This is a genomic window from Shumkonia mesophila, assembly GCF_026163695.1.
In the GTDB taxonomy this organism is placed as follows: Bacteria; Pseudomonadota; Alphaproteobacteria; order Rhodospirillales; family Shumkoniaceae; genus Shumkonia; species Shumkonia mesophila.
Window position 1 is genome coordinate 24,866 of record NZ_JAOTID010000024.1, and the last position, 14,939, is coordinate 39,804.

The window sequence follows — 14,939 nt, forward strand, 5'->3', positions numbered from 1 at the left end:
TCCGATGATCAATTCGCGATTCATCGTCGTCAAAACGCTGCGCGCGATCATCACCCTGTGGATCGTGGTGACGTTCGTCTTTTTCGTGCTGCGCCTTTCCGGCGATCCGGTGCTCGCCTTCGTCGGCGCCGACGCGCCGCCCGACGTCCTCCTGTACTACACCAAGCTCTATGGCTTCGACCAACCGCTGCACGTCCAGTATTTCCGCTACGTCGTCAACCTGTTCCACGGCGACTTCGGCATCTCGGTGGCCGAGGGCCGCGACGCCGCGGAACTGGTCGCCGAGGCGGTGCCCCGCACCGTGCTGCTCGGCGGGATCTCGCTGCTCATCAGCCTGGTCGCCGGCCTGCCCCTCGGCATGATCGCCGCGCTGCACCGCAACAAGGCGATCGACCGGCTGGTCATGAGCTTCGCAGTGTTCGGCTTCAGCATCCCCAACTTCTTCCTCGGCATCCTGCTGATCCTCATCTTTTCGCTGTGGCTGCGCCTGCTGCCCAGCTCGGGCATGGGCACGGTGTGGCACCTGATCATGCCGGCAATCACCCTTTCCACCTCGACGGTCGGCCAGATCGCCCGCTTCGCCCGCTCGTCGATGCTGGAGGTCCTGAGCAAGCCCTACATGAGGACGGCCAAGGCCAAGGGGGTTCACCGCGAGCGCCGGCTGCGCTGGCACGCCCTGCCCAACGCTGGCATCCCCATTATCACCATCATCGGCTTCCGCCTGGGCGATCTCGTGGTGAAGTCGATCATCACGGAAACGGTGTTCGCGTGGCCGGGGGCCGGGCGGATGCTGGTCGTCTCGGTGGCGTCGCGCGACCTGGCGGTGGTCCAGGCGCTGCTTCTGCTGACGGCGGCGACCATGGTCGTCGCCAACCTGCTGGTCGACCTCGCCTACGGATGGATCGATCCGCGCATTCGCACCGGCGCCGATGGAGGCGAGTCATGAGCCCGACCCGGGAAGCGTCCGCCGGCGCCACCCAACTCCACCGTGCCATGCCCCTGGCGCCCACCTGGGCGTCGCGCTATCCGCCCGTGGTGATCGTCTGCCTCGCGTTCCTGGCCCTGGTCATCCTTGCGGCCCTCTTTACGGAGGCCTTGGCCCCCTACCACTACACGACCCAGGACTTGGTCAACCGACTGAAGCCGCCGGCCTTCATGGGCGGCCTGTCAAAGTACCCGCTGGGCACCGACGAACTGGGCCGCGACCTGTTGAGTCGCCTGCTCTACGCCACCCGCTTCAGCGTGGTGATCGCCCTCGTCGGCACGGCGCTGGCGGCCGTCATCGGTACCTTCATCGGCTTCGTCGCCGCCCACTTCCGCGGACTGGTCGAGGAAACCATCATGATGCTGGTCGATGTCCAGGCGTCGCTGCCGTTCATGATCGTCGCCCTGTTCGTCCTGGGCTTCTTCGGCAACAGCTTCACCCTGTTCGTCATCATCATGGGCATCCATGGCTGGGAGACTTACGCCCGCCTGACCCGCGGCATGGTCATCTCGACCACCACCCACGGCTATGCCGTGGCGGTGCGGGCGCTCGGCGCGCGGCCGGGACGGATCTACCTGCGCCACATCCTGCCCAACATCCTCAGCGTCCTGATCGTCCAGTTCACCCTGAACTTCCCGATCACCATCCTGCTGGAAACCTCGCTCAGCTTCCTCGGCCTCGGCATCCAGCCGCCGCTGACCAGCCTGGGCCAGATGCTGGGGGCGGGACGCTCCTACCTGATCTCGGCCTGGTGGATCGCCATCTTGCCCGGCACCATGATCTTCCTGACCACCCTGGCCATCAGCATCCTCGGCGACTGGCTGCGTGATCGTCTCGACCCTACATTACGAGGCCGATAGGGAGGGCGCGTCCCATTTCCCGTGCACCAAGAGGCGCGCAACCCATTGAGGTTAAAGGCCTGGCTTGGTGGTGAAGGGAAGATTTGAACATCCGCCCTTTGGATTATGCCCTGAAAGTCTGCTCTTGGGGCCTCCCAGATGCCTATGAGAATAAGCTAGGGTCAGCAGGTGCCAAAGCACCTCCCCGGCATCAGCGTCCATTTACCTCGTTCCGCGCCTCAAAACAGACAGACGGCTCCTGGCCCCGGAACGGACTCGGGCAAATCCGACTGACGAGATAGCGATCAAGGCGACCGGCACCTGCAGTAGCGAGCTCGCCTATACCGAGGCGTTCCGGTTGAACTTGATGCTCGATGCGCGCGGCGTTGGCAAGCAGGGCCGGAATGCGCAAACGAGATGCCGCGGTTGTGGAGGCGACGTCCCGTTCTTCGCTCCGGGAAGCCTGAATTTCAGCCGCCTTCAAAGAGCGCGAGGTTTAGAGATGAGCTGTCACTTGCGTCACCCTGACGATGTTGCAGAGACACGCTGATGGCAGCATCGCAATTCAAAGCCGATAAGAAGGGTAGAAGAATGGGACCCGCCCATAAATATGCGCGTTGGCATTCTTTCCCCTCGAGCGAAGCCATGGGACCCCTCGATGGCAAGAAACCGCCGCTCGGCATGGAATCCCGGCGCGTCATTTACCAGGTTAAGGCTGTTGCGAGTCGCAATTCGAACCTCCAACGGATGCCTACTTGAAGGCCGTTGATATCGCCTCCTGCGTCCGGAAGTGGCCAATTGCGAAAAGTAGGGGCGGCAATACGAAACGGACGATGCGACTATTCCATATCGGGCCACACTCATTCTTCTTCAAAAATTAGAGGCTTAGATCAAGCCAACTCACCCTGCCAACACCGTCACAACAGACAAGCGCTAATACCAACGTGATGATATCCGTTTCTTATTCCGTGGCGAGCAGACGCTGTGCCACACTCGGCAGAATGCCACCATCGCGCAGGTAGCGAAGCTCGTCGAGCGTGTCGACTCGTGCAATCACCGGGATTTCATCCTCGCGGCCATCCTCGCACCGCCGCCGCAGCGCGAACCGCTGCAATGGCTTCAAGTCGGCGACATCATGAGGGAGCGTAAACGTGTCCCCCGCCGCAATTCCAAGCTTCTCGCGAGACACGCCGGGCGCGAAGGCCAGAGGAAGGACGCCCAGCCGCACTAGGTTCGAACGGTGGATGCGTTCGAAGCTCTCGGCGACGACCGCCTTGATGCCCAGAAGCCGGGTACCTTTGGCCGCCCAGTCGCGCGCCGACCCCGCGCCGTACATCTTGCCCGCGATGACGATGGTATCCGTTCCCCGCTCGATATAGGCCCGGCTGGCATCGTAGACCGTCACCGGAGTCCCTTCGGGCATGATCCGGGTGTAGCCGCCGACGCGGTCGTCCATAGCGTTGCGCAGCCGGACGTTGGCGAAGGTGCCGCGCGTCATGATCTCGTGGTTGCCCCGCCGCGCACCATATGCGTTGAAGTCGCGTGGCGCCACGCCGCACTGTCCCAAGTATTCGGCGGCCGGGGTATCGGTTGCGATGGCGCCGACCGGCGAGATGTGATCGGTGGTCACGGAATCCCCAAGGACCAGCAGGGGCCGTGCGTCTCTCAGCATCGCCTGTCCTGGCGAGAAGAATGGAGCCAAGTCGAAGAAGGGCGGGCATAGCAGATAGGTGCTGCCCTCCGACCAGCCGAAGGTCGCTCCCTCTCCGCCGTCGAGCGCGTCCCATTCCTCGCCACCCGAAAGGACGGCGGCGTAGCGGGCCGCAAACTGGTCGCCGCTCACCGACGCGGCGACGGTGCGCTGTATTTCCTCGGCGTCCGGCCAGATGTCGGCAAGGAAGACCGGCTTTCCACCGGAATCGTGCCCCAGGGGTTCCCGCGTCAGGTCGCGCAGGACCGAGCCTGCCAGGGCATAGGCCACCACCAGCGGAGGCGAGGCGAGGAAGTTCGTCTTCACCTGCCCATGGATGCGCCCCTCGAAGTTGCGGTTCCCGGACAGGACAGCGGCAACCGTCAGGTTTCCCTTGCTGATCGCGGTGGAAACTTCGGGGGCCAGTTCGCCGGTGTTGCCGACACAGGTCGTGCAGCCGAAGGCCACAAGATCGAACCCCAGTTCCGACAGGGGCTCCATCAATCCCGCGCGGGCCAGATAGTCGACCACGACGCGCGAACCGGGTGCCAGGGAGGTCTTAATTCTCGGAGGAACACTCAGCCCTCGTCTTCTGGCATTGCGTGCCAACAGGCCAGCCGCGATCATCGCCGCGGGATTGGAGGTGTTGGTGCAACTCGTGATCGCGGCGATGACGATGTCGCCGTCCGAGAGCCCGTTCTCCTGCCGTTGAATTTCGCCTATGGCGGCGCGGGCGATTGCCGGGATTTCGGCTAGGTCATGCCGTTCCTCGGGTTTGCGCGGTCCCGAGATCGACCGACGCACCGACGACAGGTCGAATTCCATCACGTCGGCCACGGCGGGACTGAATGCAGGGTCGAACCACAGGCCATTGCGACGCAGGTAGCCGCTTACCCGCTCGACATGGGCGGCTTCGCGACCGGTCATGCGCAGATAATCAAGCGTACGGTCGTCGCTGGGAAAGAAGGTGGCGGTGGCGCCAAACTCGGGGGTCATGTTCGAGATCGTCACCCGGTCCGCGACCGGAAGGGCGGCAACGCCGGGACCGAAGAATTCGAGGATGGCCCCCACCACGCCGCGCTTCCGTAAGGCCTCGGTCAGGGTCAGCGCGATATCGGTGGCCAAAATCCCTGCGGGGACCTCTCCGCTCAGACGCACGCCAATGACCGGTGGCACCAGCATGGAAACGGGCTCTCCCAGCATAACCGCCTCGGCTTCGATGCCGCCGACGCCCCAACCCAGCACGCCGAGCCCGTTGACCATGGTGGTATGGCTGTCCGTACCGATCACCGTGTCGGGAAACAGCCATGTCGCCGTTCCGACAACCCGCTCGCTCACCACTTCGGCAAGGTGCTCGATATGGATCTGGTGGATGATGCCCTGTCCCGGCGGCACCACCCGAAGGCCGGAGAAGGCAGACTGGGCCCATTTGAGGAAGGAAAAACGTTCCCCATTGTCGGCGAACTCGCGGCGCAGATTGTCCGCGAAGGCCCCAGCCTGACGCGTGACGTAGACCATGGCAGAATGGTCCACCACTAGGTCGGCCGGGATGCATGGGTTGACTCGCCCCGGGTCGACGCCTTGACGCGCGGCCTTGTCGCGCAGTCCCGCCAAGTCGATCAACGCCGGCATTCCGGCATAGTCCTGCATGATCACCCGGGTCGGGCGAAAGGCAATTTCGATCTCGCCGGTGTCCTCGGATTTGCGTCGCGCCATGGCCGCGATGTCCTCGGCGGTGACCGAGATGCCGTCCTCATTCCGTAGAAGGTTCTCAATCAGAATACGCGAGGACACCGGCAGCGTCGGAAGACCGGGAAAGGCCTTCGCTGCGGCGTGCATGTCGATGACGTGCCTGCCGGCAAACGCGGCAATCGTCTTGTAGCTATCCATTTTTTCTTACTCTGCGGCTGTCGAGGTTCGTGCCTCGCTGTCCGTGCCGACCACCACGCCGGCGCCGATAAGCGCTTCCATCTCTTCCTTGCCGTAGCCCAGTTCCTCGAGCAGGGCGCGGGTATCGGCCCCGGGCTGAGGCGGATCGCTGTACAGGCCGGCCTTGAAGTCGCCGATTTCGAGCGGAAGCGCCGGGAGGCGGGTAACGACGCCCCCTCCGAGCCGGGTTTCCAACAGCCGCCCTCCGGCGTTGAGATGGGGGTCGTCAAAAAGCTGTTCGGGCCGAGCGACGTGGGCGAAGGGAAGTTTCGCCCGCACACATCGCTTCTCGATCTCGCGCAGCGGCAGGGCGGACACTATTCCTCCAACTAGCGGCCGCAGCTGCGACTTGGCCGAAATTCTCTGGTTATTGGTGGCCAAACTTTCGTCGGCCAGCAGTTCGGGCCGGTTGAATTCGTTACAGAAGGCCTGCCACTGTTTGTCTGAGGTGATCCCGACAAACACCGTTTCGCCGTCCGCGGTCGGGAACTGGTCGTAGATTGCCCACGCGGAGACCCGCGCCGGCATCGGCGGGACGGGCTCCTTGGACAGCGCCGCGTAGGCTAGATGCTGGCCCATCAGGAACATGACGCTTTCGAACAGCGAGCTCCTGACCAATGTGCCCTGGCCGGTGGCATCGCGTTCGCGCAGTGCCACCAGGACACCCATCGCGCCGAACAAGCCGCCCAGGACATCGACCACCGATGCGCCGGCCCGCAACGGCTGTCCCGGCGGCCCGGTCATATAGGCTAGGCCGCTCATCATCTGCACGACCTCGTCCAGTGCGAGGCGATCTTCATAGGGCCCCGGCAGAAACCCCTTCATCGACACGTAGATCACATGGGGATGGGCGGCACGGACCGCCTCGTAGCCGAAGCCAAGGCGGTCGATCGTGCCGGGGCCGAAGTTTTCCAACAGTACGTCCGCCTTGGTCAGAAGGCGGGTGACGATTTCCCTTCCCGCCTCGGATTTCAGGTCGACGGCAATGCTTTTCTTGTTGCGGTTGTAGAAGGGAAAATATCCGGTTCCGAAACCCCGCAGGCGCCGGGTTGGGTCGCCGGAGGCCGGCTCCACCCGGATCACTTCGGCGCCCAGGTCGGCAAGTACCAACCCAGCGGTCGGCCCCATTACGGTATGGCCGAAATCGAGAACCCGCACTCCAGCAAGGGGCAAATGTCGAGACTTGGTCGTCATCGGATATAGGCCTTTCCGTCCATGAGCAGCCGCGCCGTGCGACCGATCAACGCCTGATGCACACGGACCCCGTCGGCGCCAATCTCGATCTGCGCCGCCACATCGAGGGTGCCGCCGGGGTGGCCGATCCTCACGAGATAGACGTCTTCGTCCGTGCGCAGGCCCGGTGCCGCCTCGTTGACAATGGTCCCCGGGATACCCGCCGCCACCGACGTGCCAGCGGCCCCCGAGCCCGGGTAGGCCCGAGAGAAGGCGAACCGTGCCAGCGAACGCGAATAGAGGTCGTAGGTACCGGCCCCGATCCGCTCGCCGTTCGTGGCGAGGTAGTCGACCGGCGCGTTCACGGCAAAGATCAACGGGTTCATGCTGACCCGCAGTTCCTCGTCCGCGTTCTCGCCGGTGATGAAACCGATGTCGCGAGAGACCGTCTTGCGGATCGCCTCCAGTCGGAGGACCAGGCTGGCGTCGGCCTGCATGTCGGAGATCGAATCCGTCAGGACCATTCCCACGTCCTTGGCGCGCACGAAGATGTGCAGGTTGGCCGCATCTACTACGCTGGCCTCGATCCGGCCGAGACCCGGCACATCGAATTCGTCGCGCGGGTGGCCCGTGGGCAGCACGTTGCCGCCCAGGGCTGAGCCCGCGAAGTCGCCGAAATCGACATCAATCCGGGCCCCGGTGCCCGGTACGCCGCCGATGGCAAAGTCGCCATCCACCGAGGGAAACTCGTTCAGCAGCGGGACCTTCGCCCGCAAGCGCCGTCCGGTGTTGACCTGGTGGATGGCGAGATGAGCGACGTTGCCCTCGATATGCCCGGCCCCTTTCAACGCCCCGTAAAGCGCCGCGCCAGCCGAGATGTTGCCGCAGTTCGACGACCAGTCGATGCGTGGCAACTCCTGGTTCACCTGCCCAAACAGATAGTCGATGTCGCAATCCACCCGCGTCGGCGGCCCCATCACCGCCACCTTGCTCGTCAGCTTGTCCGCGCCCCCTAGTCCGTCGATCTGTCTCTTGTCGGGAGATCCAAAGACCTTGAGCACGATGCTGTCCCGCTCGGGACCTGCGGGGGGAAGATCCCGGATGTCGAGGAACACACCTTTCGACGATCCCCCCCGAATGATCATGGCATCGATGGAACGCATGTTCAGTGCGGGTTTTATAGGCATAATTTCCTATCCTTCGTTTCCAGGAAGAGGGCACCCCCGGAATGGGCGGAGTCGGCGGCCCGTTATTTCAGAAGTGGAAGTAGCTTGCGGATGCTCGCAACCATGGCGTCGTACGTCGCCTGGGCTTTACGATGATCGGAGTAAATCACCTCTTCGCCACTCTTCGTCACGAAATTCACAACAACGGAATCCCCAAGCGTCGCCTTGATCCCGGCATCGAGTTTGGCCACGATATCGTCCGGTGTTTTGGGATGGACCCCGATCCAACGCGGCTGGGCCACGCCCTTGTAGCCGAGATCACCTGCCCACGGCACGTTACCCAGCGCGGCCTTCAGGGCTTGGCCGTTGGGCAGGTCCCCCACGTTGAGAACGGCCTTTGCCTTATCGCCTAGCGAAACCGCCGTGGTCGGCGTGACCACCGAAAGGCTGATATGCTTACCCAGCATGTCGGTAACCGCCTGGCTGGTTCCGGAATAGGGAATGAAGTTCGCCTTGATTCCGGCTTGGTCGAACACAGCAGCGGCAGCCAGCGCCTGGGCCAGCGTCCCGCCCACGGTCAACCTATTGGGATTTTGCTTGGCGTAGGCCACCAACTTGTCCCAGGTGTCCCATTCCGTTCCGGGTGCCGAAAGGAGTTGAGGGTTGAAATCGGAGACGATGTTGACCATCCGGACGGCATCGATCGGAACCGGCGGCTTCTTTTCGCCAAGCACCGCGATCATCGGGCTGATGCTGCCAATCATGATTGTATAGCCGTCGGCTGGCTGATCGAGCAGATAACGCCAGCCGACCGTGCCTCCCGCTCCGGCGCGAACCTCGACGTTCATGGGTTGGCCCATGTACTTCTGGGCCGCCGAGGCAATCATCCGAGCCCACTGGTCCTGTCCACCGCCCGCGCTGTAGGGAACGATGAACTGAACAGCCTTGCTGGGAAATTTTGCGTCCTGGGCCTGCGCGACCTGCGCCGTTCCCAGCGTCGTCGACAACGCCAGCGCCGCCGCCATTCCCAGAAGCTTTGCACGTCCGATTTCCATGTTTGGTCTCCCATTTGCTTCCAAGGTTGAATCGAGTGCGTTCGCTATTGTGCTTCTCGCGCCGCCTGAACGTCGGCTGGAACCACATTATGTCTGGGGTTGAATCCTTGTTTCCCCGATGGGCATGTCTTGATCACTTGGCGGCCCCACCTTTCAGACGCTCCCCCATGTGGGCGCGGCCCAGCCAAACCACCAGCACCGCGGTCGCAACGGCAAGACCGATCGCCAAGTTGCTGCAAAACAGCGCTCCACCCCATTCATGGCCATTGATGAGAAGAGCACGACGCAGGCTTTCCTCGGCCAGCGGCGCCAACAGGAAGGTAATGATCAGCGGTCCGAGCGGGATTTTCACCAGCTCCAGCAGATAGCCCATTACCCCGAAAAACAGTGCGAGCATCACGTCGTAGGTGTTGTTACGGTAGGCGTAGGCCCCGACCAGGGACATGGCGAGGACAACCGGGACCAGCAGCGCCTCTGGCAGTTGGCCGAGGCGGGCGTAGAAGCCCGAGAGGAAGTAACCGATTGCCAGTACGAGGAAGTTCGCCACAATCAGGATGATGAAGAGCGAATAGATTTCTGTGGGGAACAGGTCGAACATCCGCGGACCGGCCTGTACACCTTGGATGGCGAGGGCCACGCCGATCATGGCCGCGATCGTCCCGCCGGGAATGCCGAAGGCCAGAAGCGGGATCAGGGTGGGGCCGGCGGTGGCATTGTTGCCGGATTCGGCCGCCGCCACGCCTTCAAGGCGCCCGGTGCCGATCTGCTTGGTCGGCGAGGCCTGACGCGCGACGCCATAGGACAGGAATGCCCCAACGGTTGCGCCAAGGCCAGGCAGGATGCCAACGAAAGTCCCCACACCGGTACCGATTGTCATTTCCTTCCAACAGCTTCGGTATTCTGCGAAAGTCAGGCTCTCGCTCCGGCATTCGATCCGGTTCATGACCCGGTCGTGGATTTCCTGCAGCCTGCTCATCTTTCCCACGAGCTTGACCAACTTCTCGAACATCGTGGCGATGGCGAAGAGGCCGATGATCAGCGGGATCATGCCTACGCCGTCGGACAGCCACCACAGGCCGAAGGTGTTACGCTCGGAATTGCTGATCGGATCCACGCCTATGGTCCCAATGAAGAGTCCCAGGGCGGCGGCGAACAGCCCCTTGCCGAGATGATCGCCGGACAGCGCGCCGAGCAGGGCGATCGCCAGGATGATCAGCCACAGCCGTTCGGTAGGGCCGAAGTTCAACGCCAGCAACGCGAGCGCGGGGGCGAGAAAGATGGTGATGAGCGAACTGATGAGATCCCCGGTGATAGAGGCGTAGAGGGCCATCTGCAAGGCCTTCTTGCCTTTGCCGGCCTGGGTCAGCTTGTAGCCGTCGAGCACCGTGGCTCCGGATTCCGCTGTCCCCGGTGTCGCAAAGCTGATGGCCGAGATCGATCCGCCGTAGATGCCGCCCTTGTAGACACCAATCAGCAGTCCGAGGGTGGCCGGCAGGTTCAGCGTCAAGGTCAATGGCAGGAGCAGCGCGATCGCCGGTGCCGGGCTCAGTCCTGGCATTGCGCCGACACCCACGCCAATGAAGGCGCCGACCATGGCCCACATAAGGGTGTTCGCCGAAAAGACCAGTCCAAAGGCATCAAAAATGTGACCAAAATCCAACATTATCCGTCCTCAGAACAACAGGCCGAGGGGGCCGTCGGGAACACCGACACTCAGCGCATAAAGCAGCAGTCGCAAGGAGATCGCGATCACCATACCGACGGCCAGCGCAATCCAAGCCGGGCGGAAGCCGAGCAATAGGCTTCCTGCTGCCACCATGGCGAATATTCCCGGAATGAAGCCGACGACACGGAAGCTCAGGAAGATCACCCCGACTGCCACCGCCGCCAGCACGACGATGAGTACACCCTTGACCGACTCGCGTTTGAACCCCGAGGGTCGGGTCGCCGCGCGGTCCACGACCAGGATGAGCAGCGACGCGGCCATTGAGTACACGGCAAAAAGAGGCAAGCCACCGAGCGTGAACCCATCGCGTGCCCTTTCATGGGCCCACTCCGAATTCCAGATAACCGTACCTAGTACAAATGTTGCCACCAACAGCACAAGTGCGACGCCGCGGTTCGACAACAGAGCGGAAAGACCAGAAGTCGATGGTGACGGTTTTCCATCCAACGACGCCTTCTCCCTGTCTGATAAATTCAAGCTGCTGTCAACTTTGCCTATCTGGTCGGACGCCAAGGCCATCTATCCTCCCATTCTTCTTATTTGGGCATTCCATTCAGAATGACGTTTGGTAGAGCTTGACCAAAGTCCGGGAAGCTGACAATAACAAAAGAGGCAACGCCATTTTGATGAAAACTCAAAGCGAACGGTAGGCTGGCGATGAGGCGTCTTCCCGGATTTCGGTCCCTCGTGTGCTTCGAGGCTGCGGTTCGGACGGGGTCGCTTTCCGCCGCGGCGCGCGAAATGAACGTGACTCCAGGAGCAGTCAGTCGGCAGATTGCTGTGTTGGAACAACACTTGGGAATCAGAGTCCTGGAACGTAATTCGCGTGGCGTTGTCGCCACGTCGAAAGGGATATTGCTGGCCAGGCACCTGTCCGATGCCTTTTCTGACATCGCCAAGGCGATTGATGAAATCATCGACAGGGACAGGGAAAGTGCCCTGACCGTCAACGTTTACCCGACATTCGCAATCCAATGGCTGGTGCCGCGGATTGCAGATTTCCATGCCATTGCTCCGGACGTTGATCTTCGGATCAGGCCGTCGCTGAATGAGAATCGCTTTGACAAAGAGGAAATAAGTGTCGCCGTCTGCATCGGGCTTCCGCAAGGTCCCCTGTTCACCAGCCTGCCCCTGTTCCGCCGGCGCTTCGTCCCGGTCTGCAGCCCCAATACCTTTAGCTGCCTAGGCAACCCCGGGCCTGACATCCTCTATAGGACGCAGATCTATTATTCCGACATGCACGTCGACCAGTGGAAGCTCTGGTTGGCCACCATGGGGATGGAGCAACTGGCGTTACCCCATGTGGGCATCCGGTTTGAGAATTCATCCTTGGCTTATCAGGCCGCACGAGAAGGAACCGGCTTCGCTATCGCCCAGCCCGCACTGATCAGTGCCGACCTGGAAAGCCGGCGGTTGATCGCCCCCTTTGGCCACGAGGTCGAAGAGCCGGAGCAATACTGGGTTTCCTGCCGCACTAAGGACTTGGGCCGCTCGACCGTCGCTCTGTTCATGAAGTGGCTTTCCGAGACCGCTGCACTGACCGATAGGAACTACGACAATGCACGAACTTTTGATCCAGAAGGGAACAGCGTTGGTCTCGCCTCACCCTGAGCGGGCCGCCGTCGCGGCCGTATCAAGACGGCCATGATCGTCGACCGCGCGCCCCTCCCAATCTCCACCGTAATGGGAAGGGCGAAGGATCTTCTCCGCCGTGGGCCACTCGGATTAGGCCGCGGGCGAGATCGAAAGCCGATTCCGCTCAGCCGGGACTTATTGCTCGCAATCCCTGGGCAAATGAGCCATCCGCCCCGGCAGCTTTCTACCGACCTTCGCTTCGAATTCGCCGACGATCGCCGCCATCTTCCGCCAGTCGATTCCGGTGGCGATCCCCATCTCCTCGAGGGCATAGACAGCGTCCTCGGTCGCGACGTTGCCGGCCGCATTGGGAATGAACGGGCAGCCGCCGAGCCCCCCGGCGGCAGTGTCGAGGATGGCCGCCCCGGCCTGCAGGCCGGCGACCATATTGGCAACTCCCAGGCCACGGGTATCGTGAAGGTGCAATGACACGGCGAGGTCGTTGCCGACGATCTCTTTCGCGCGGGCGGTCAAATCGAAGACGGCACGCGGATTGGCCAAACCCACGGTGTCGGCCAGGTTGACCTCGTCGGCACCGAGTTCGCGGTACATTTCGACGACGCCGAGCACGAACTCGGGATCAATGGCGCCGTCGTAGGCGCAGCCGAACGCCGACTGGATGCCAGCACGCACCGTGACGCCGCTTTCCTTGGCCCGCGATACCATGTCGCGAACCCGCTCCTTGGCCTCCTCACGCGTGCAGTTGGCGTTCTTGCGGTTGTGGCTTTCACTGGCCGACATCGACATGCTGAGGTGTCCGACACCGCAGGCGAGCGCGCGTTCGAGCCCCTTGTCGTTGAGAACCAGCGCCGTGTAGGTCACTCCGTCCGTCCGCTCGAGACGGTGAAAGACTTCATCCGTGTTGGCCATCTGCGGCACCCACTTGGGATGCACGAACGACCCCACCTGAATGCGGCGCACGCCGGCGGCTTCCATCCTGCCGATCAGGTCGAGCTTTTCTTCGACCGAGAAGATCCGCTCCTCGCTTTGCAGGCCGTCGCGCAGGCCCTCTTCTTCGATCACGATGGTCTTCGGCAGCTTCATGGATAGATCCTCCCGGTTCCGGTCCCCAGAAAGAGGCGGCGGAAATGGGGCGCCCCCATTCCCGCCGAGTGCAGCTTCTCTGTCGAAGCCATCATGTGTGCCAACCCTATGGCATGCCCCACCTCTAGAGGTTGATGAAAGTGGAGACCGCCAAGCGAAATCCGACACACGGTTGCCTATTCCATTTTTCCCCACACAGGGTGGGAAATGGGCATTAATACTTCTGTCTGAAAGAACGTGTTTCTATTCATCGCACGAAATACAGCAGGCGTCAATCGCGTTTTATCGGATGCGCGATAGGCAAGACCTGGTCTGCCGGGATGGGGTTTGGATCGACGCCGGAGGCCCTTGCTGTTCGGCGAACCGACAAAAAAATGAACTGTCGGCACGGGAACTCGGCGTCGGTTCCGGTCAGGACTTTTTTTTTCGCCCGCGGCCCTTGCTGCGATCTGAGACGCCTTCTATAGGATCGGGGATCGACGCCAAATCGGCAGTCGCTTCCTTGAGAAGGGCCACATAGAGGTGTTGGGCTTCCGAAGTGAAGCGCGGCAATGGCCCCGATATGCCCAGGGCGCCGACGAGGATTCGATGAGCCGAAAACACCGGAACCGCAACGCTAGCCGCTTCGGAATGGCGCTCGCCAAGCGAAACGGCATAACCCGATTCGCGCGTTTCATTATAGGACGGACCGGGTTCGCCGGCAAACGCCAGAAGCACCCGTCCCGCCGCCCCGACGTGCAACGGAAGGCGCGCTCCTTCCGAAATGTGGTAATGCACCGGCCGGGTCGAATTCGCACGGAAAAGGCAGACCCTGGCGTCTCCGTCCCTGACGTAAAACGAAACGGACTCCTCGGTCCTATCTCTCAGACGGCGCATAACCGGCAACACGTAGTCCTTGAGATCCGGCAGGGGGCCGTAAAGCGAGCCGAGTCGGCGCAACGTCGGCCCCAGGCGGTAGGAGCCGTTGGGACGTCGGGACAGATAGCCGAACCGTTCCAGCGAGTGGGAAAGCCGAAGAATGGTGCTGCGATAGAATCCGGTCTTTCCAGCCAGATCCCCGAGCGTGATTTCCTGGGCCTCCTCAGTGAAACAGTCCAGCAACGTCAATGCCCGTTCCACAGCCTCGACGCGGTCCTGCGCCATCTTGTTCTCTCGCCAGTTCGTGAAAGCCATCAAGGAAACCTGAGAGGGACATGATGCATGGATCAGAACGGGATTTCAACTGAGCGAAGATGTGGCTGCGGTTGTGCGGAAAACGGCCGGCAACCTTCGAAAAAAGTTCTGTCAAAAAGAAATAAATTGTATTAGACAGAAATAAACGGATGATGACGGCGACTTGGTACGCGGCAGTTCATTCTTCGTGATGCACGCATCTCGGAAAGGCTCGACGTTTGTGAGGCGGTTCCCTGAAGAATGCTCAGCCTGGTCCCTCTTCAGTCTCCCAGTACCTGATTCCTTGACTCATTTGCGTGGAGTTCGTCCGTGCACACCTCCTCAAGAGACATGATCCCTGCGGCTTCCCGTGGTGAAGCCGGCGATCCCGATCCCGTTTGCCGCGAAACCAAGGATGCCATGGCGATGAAGGAAGGAGCCACCACCGGCCGCGATGCCCCCTGTTCGGCCCGTATGGCCTCGTCGGTGTCGATCGCCTTGACGGGCAGTGGGGGCTCCGGCGTGATGACGGCGGGCCAGATGCT

At 62.0% G+C, this 14,939-nt stretch carries 12 protein-coding genes; 4 read left to right on the top strand and 8 right to left on the bottom strand.

Annotation, left to right across the window (positions count from 1 at the left end; all coding sequences use genetic code 11):
* The first annotated feature begins 4 nt into the window (after nt 1-4).
* Nucleotides 5-946, top strand: coding sequence for an ABC transporter permease (locus ODR01_RS23550; RefSeq protein WP_316980162.1), 942 nt, complete (start codon nt 5-7; stop codon nt 944-946).
* A complete protein-coding gene (locus tag ODR01_RS23555) occupies nt 943-1,845 on the top strand; it encodes an ABC transporter permease (RefSeq protein WP_316980163.1) in 903 nt (300 codons plus the stop codon). Before ODR01_RS23550 ends, ODR01_RS23555 begins: the two co-directional genes overlap by 4 nt.
* A gap of 940 nt (nt 1,846-2,785) precedes the next feature.
* On the opposite strand, the gene acnA is transcribed toward ODR01_RS23555, so the two are convergent.
* The 6 genes from acnA to ODR01_RS23585 all read right to left on the bottom strand — a co-directional run bounded on the left by acnA (nt 2,786) and on the right by ODR01_RS23585 (nt 11,082).
* Nucleotides 2,786-5,404, bottom strand: coding sequence for an aconitate hydratase AcnA (gene acnA, locus ODR01_RS23560; RefSeq protein ID WP_316980164.1), 2,619 nt, complete (start codon nt 5,402-5,404; stop codon nt 2,786-2,788).
* 6 nt (nt 5,405-5,410) lie between these two features.
* Nucleotides 5,411-6,637, bottom strand: coding sequence for a CaiB/BaiF CoA transferase family protein (locus tag ODR01_RS23565; RefSeq protein WP_316980165.1), 1,227 nt, complete (start codon nt 6,635-6,637; stop codon nt 5,411-5,413).
* Nucleotides 6,634-7,803: a PrpF domain-containing protein gene (locus tag ODR01_RS23570; protein WP_316980166.1), complete on the bottom strand. Its 1,170-nt coding sequence runs from the start codon at nt 7,801-7,803 to the stop codon at nt 6,634-6,636. Before ODR01_RS23570 ends, ODR01_RS23565 begins: the two co-directional genes overlap by 4 nt.
* A 62-nt stretch (nt 7,804-7,865) precedes the next feature.
* Nucleotides 7,866-8,837: a tripartite tricarboxylate transporter substrate binding protein gene (locus ODR01_RS23575; protein ID WP_316980167.1), complete on the bottom strand. Its 972-nt coding sequence runs from the start codon at nt 8,835-8,837 to the stop codon at nt 7,866-7,868.
* 133 nt (nt 8,838-8,970) lie between these two features.
* Nucleotides 8,971-10,500, bottom strand: coding sequence for a tripartite tricarboxylate transporter permease (locus ODR01_RS23580; RefSeq protein WP_316980168.1), 1,530 nt, complete (start codon nt 10,498-10,500; stop codon nt 8,971-8,973).
* A gap of 9 nt (nt 10,501-10,509) precedes the next feature.
* On the bottom strand, nt 10,510-11,082 hold the full coding sequence (locus ODR01_RS23585; protein ID WP_316980169.1) for a hypothetical protein: 573 nt from the start codon (nt 11,080-11,082) through the stop codon (nt 10,510-10,512).
* A gap of 168 nt (nt 11,083-11,250) precedes the next feature.
* Here ODR01_RS23585 and ODR01_RS23590 point away from each other — a divergent pair, with 168 nt between their 5' ends.
* Nucleotides 11,251-12,174 (top strand): LysR substrate-binding domain-containing protein, encoded by a 924-nt coding sequence (locus ODR01_RS23590; RefSeq protein ID WP_316980170.1) that lies wholly within the window; start codon nt 11,251-11,253, stop codon nt 12,172-12,174.
* Between the two features lie 159 nt (nt 12,175-12,333).
* On the opposite strand, the gene ODR01_RS23595 is transcribed toward ODR01_RS23590, so the two are convergent.
* Together ODR01_RS23595 and ODR01_RS23600 are read right to left on the bottom strand one after the other, a co-directional pair.
* Nucleotides 12,334-13,242, bottom strand: a complete 909-nt coding sequence (locus ODR01_RS23595) for a hydroxymethylglutaryl-CoA lyase (RefSeq protein WP_316980171.1) — start codon at nt 13,240-13,242, stop codon at nt 12,334-12,336.
* A gap of 411 nt (nt 13,243-13,653) precedes the next feature.
* Nucleotides 13,654-14,415, bottom strand: a complete 762-nt coding sequence (locus ODR01_RS23600) for an IclR family transcriptional regulator (protein WP_316980172.1) — start codon at nt 14,413-14,415, stop codon at nt 13,654-13,656.
* 309 nt (nt 14,416-14,724) lie between these two features.
* Between ODR01_RS23600 and ODR01_RS23605 the strand changes: the two genes are divergently transcribed.
* Nucleotides 14,725-14,939: hypothetical protein (locus tag ODR01_RS23605; RefSeq protein ID WP_316980173.1), on the top strand; the 215-nt coding region annotated here is incomplete at its 3' end.

Coding starts and splice junctions, on each gene's coding strand:
- acnA (WP_316980164.1), bottom strand. CDS start 5,404: ATGGATAGCTACAAGACGATTGCCGCGTTTGCCGGCAGGCACGTCATC.
- ODR01_RS23585 (WP_316980169.1), bottom strand. CDS start 11,082: ATGGCCTTGGCGTCCGACCAGATAGGCAAAGTTGACAGCAGCTTGAAT.
- ODR01_RS23565 (WP_316980165.1), bottom strand. CDS start 6,637: ATGACGACCAAGTCTCGACATTTGCCCCTTGCTGGAGTGCGGGTTCTC.
- ODR01_RS23550 (WP_316980162.1), top strand. CDS start 5: ATGATCAATTCGCGATTCATCGTCGTCAAAACGCTGCGCGCGATCATC.
- ODR01_RS23575 (WP_316980167.1), bottom strand. CDS start 8,837: ATGGAAATCGGACGTGCAAAGCTTCTGGGAATGGCGGCGGCGCTGGCG.
- ODR01_RS23580 (WP_316980168.1), bottom strand. CDS start 10,500: ATGTTGGATTTTGGTCACATTTTTGATGCCTTTGGACTGGTCTTTTCG.
- ODR01_RS23555 (WP_316980163.1), top strand. CDS start 943: ATGAGCCCGACCCGGGAAGCGTCCGCCGGCGCCACCCAACTCCACCGT.
- ODR01_RS23600 (WP_316980172.1), bottom strand. CDS start 14,415: ATGGCTTTCACGAACTGGCGAGAGAACAAGATGGCGCAGGACCGCGTC.
- ODR01_RS23570 (WP_316980166.1), bottom strand. CDS start 7,803: ATGCCTATAAAACCCGCACTGAACATGCGTTCCATCGATGCCATGATC.
- ODR01_RS23595 (WP_316980171.1), bottom strand. CDS start 13,242: ATGAAGCTGCCGAAGACCATCGTGATCGAAGAAGAGGGCCTGCGCGAC.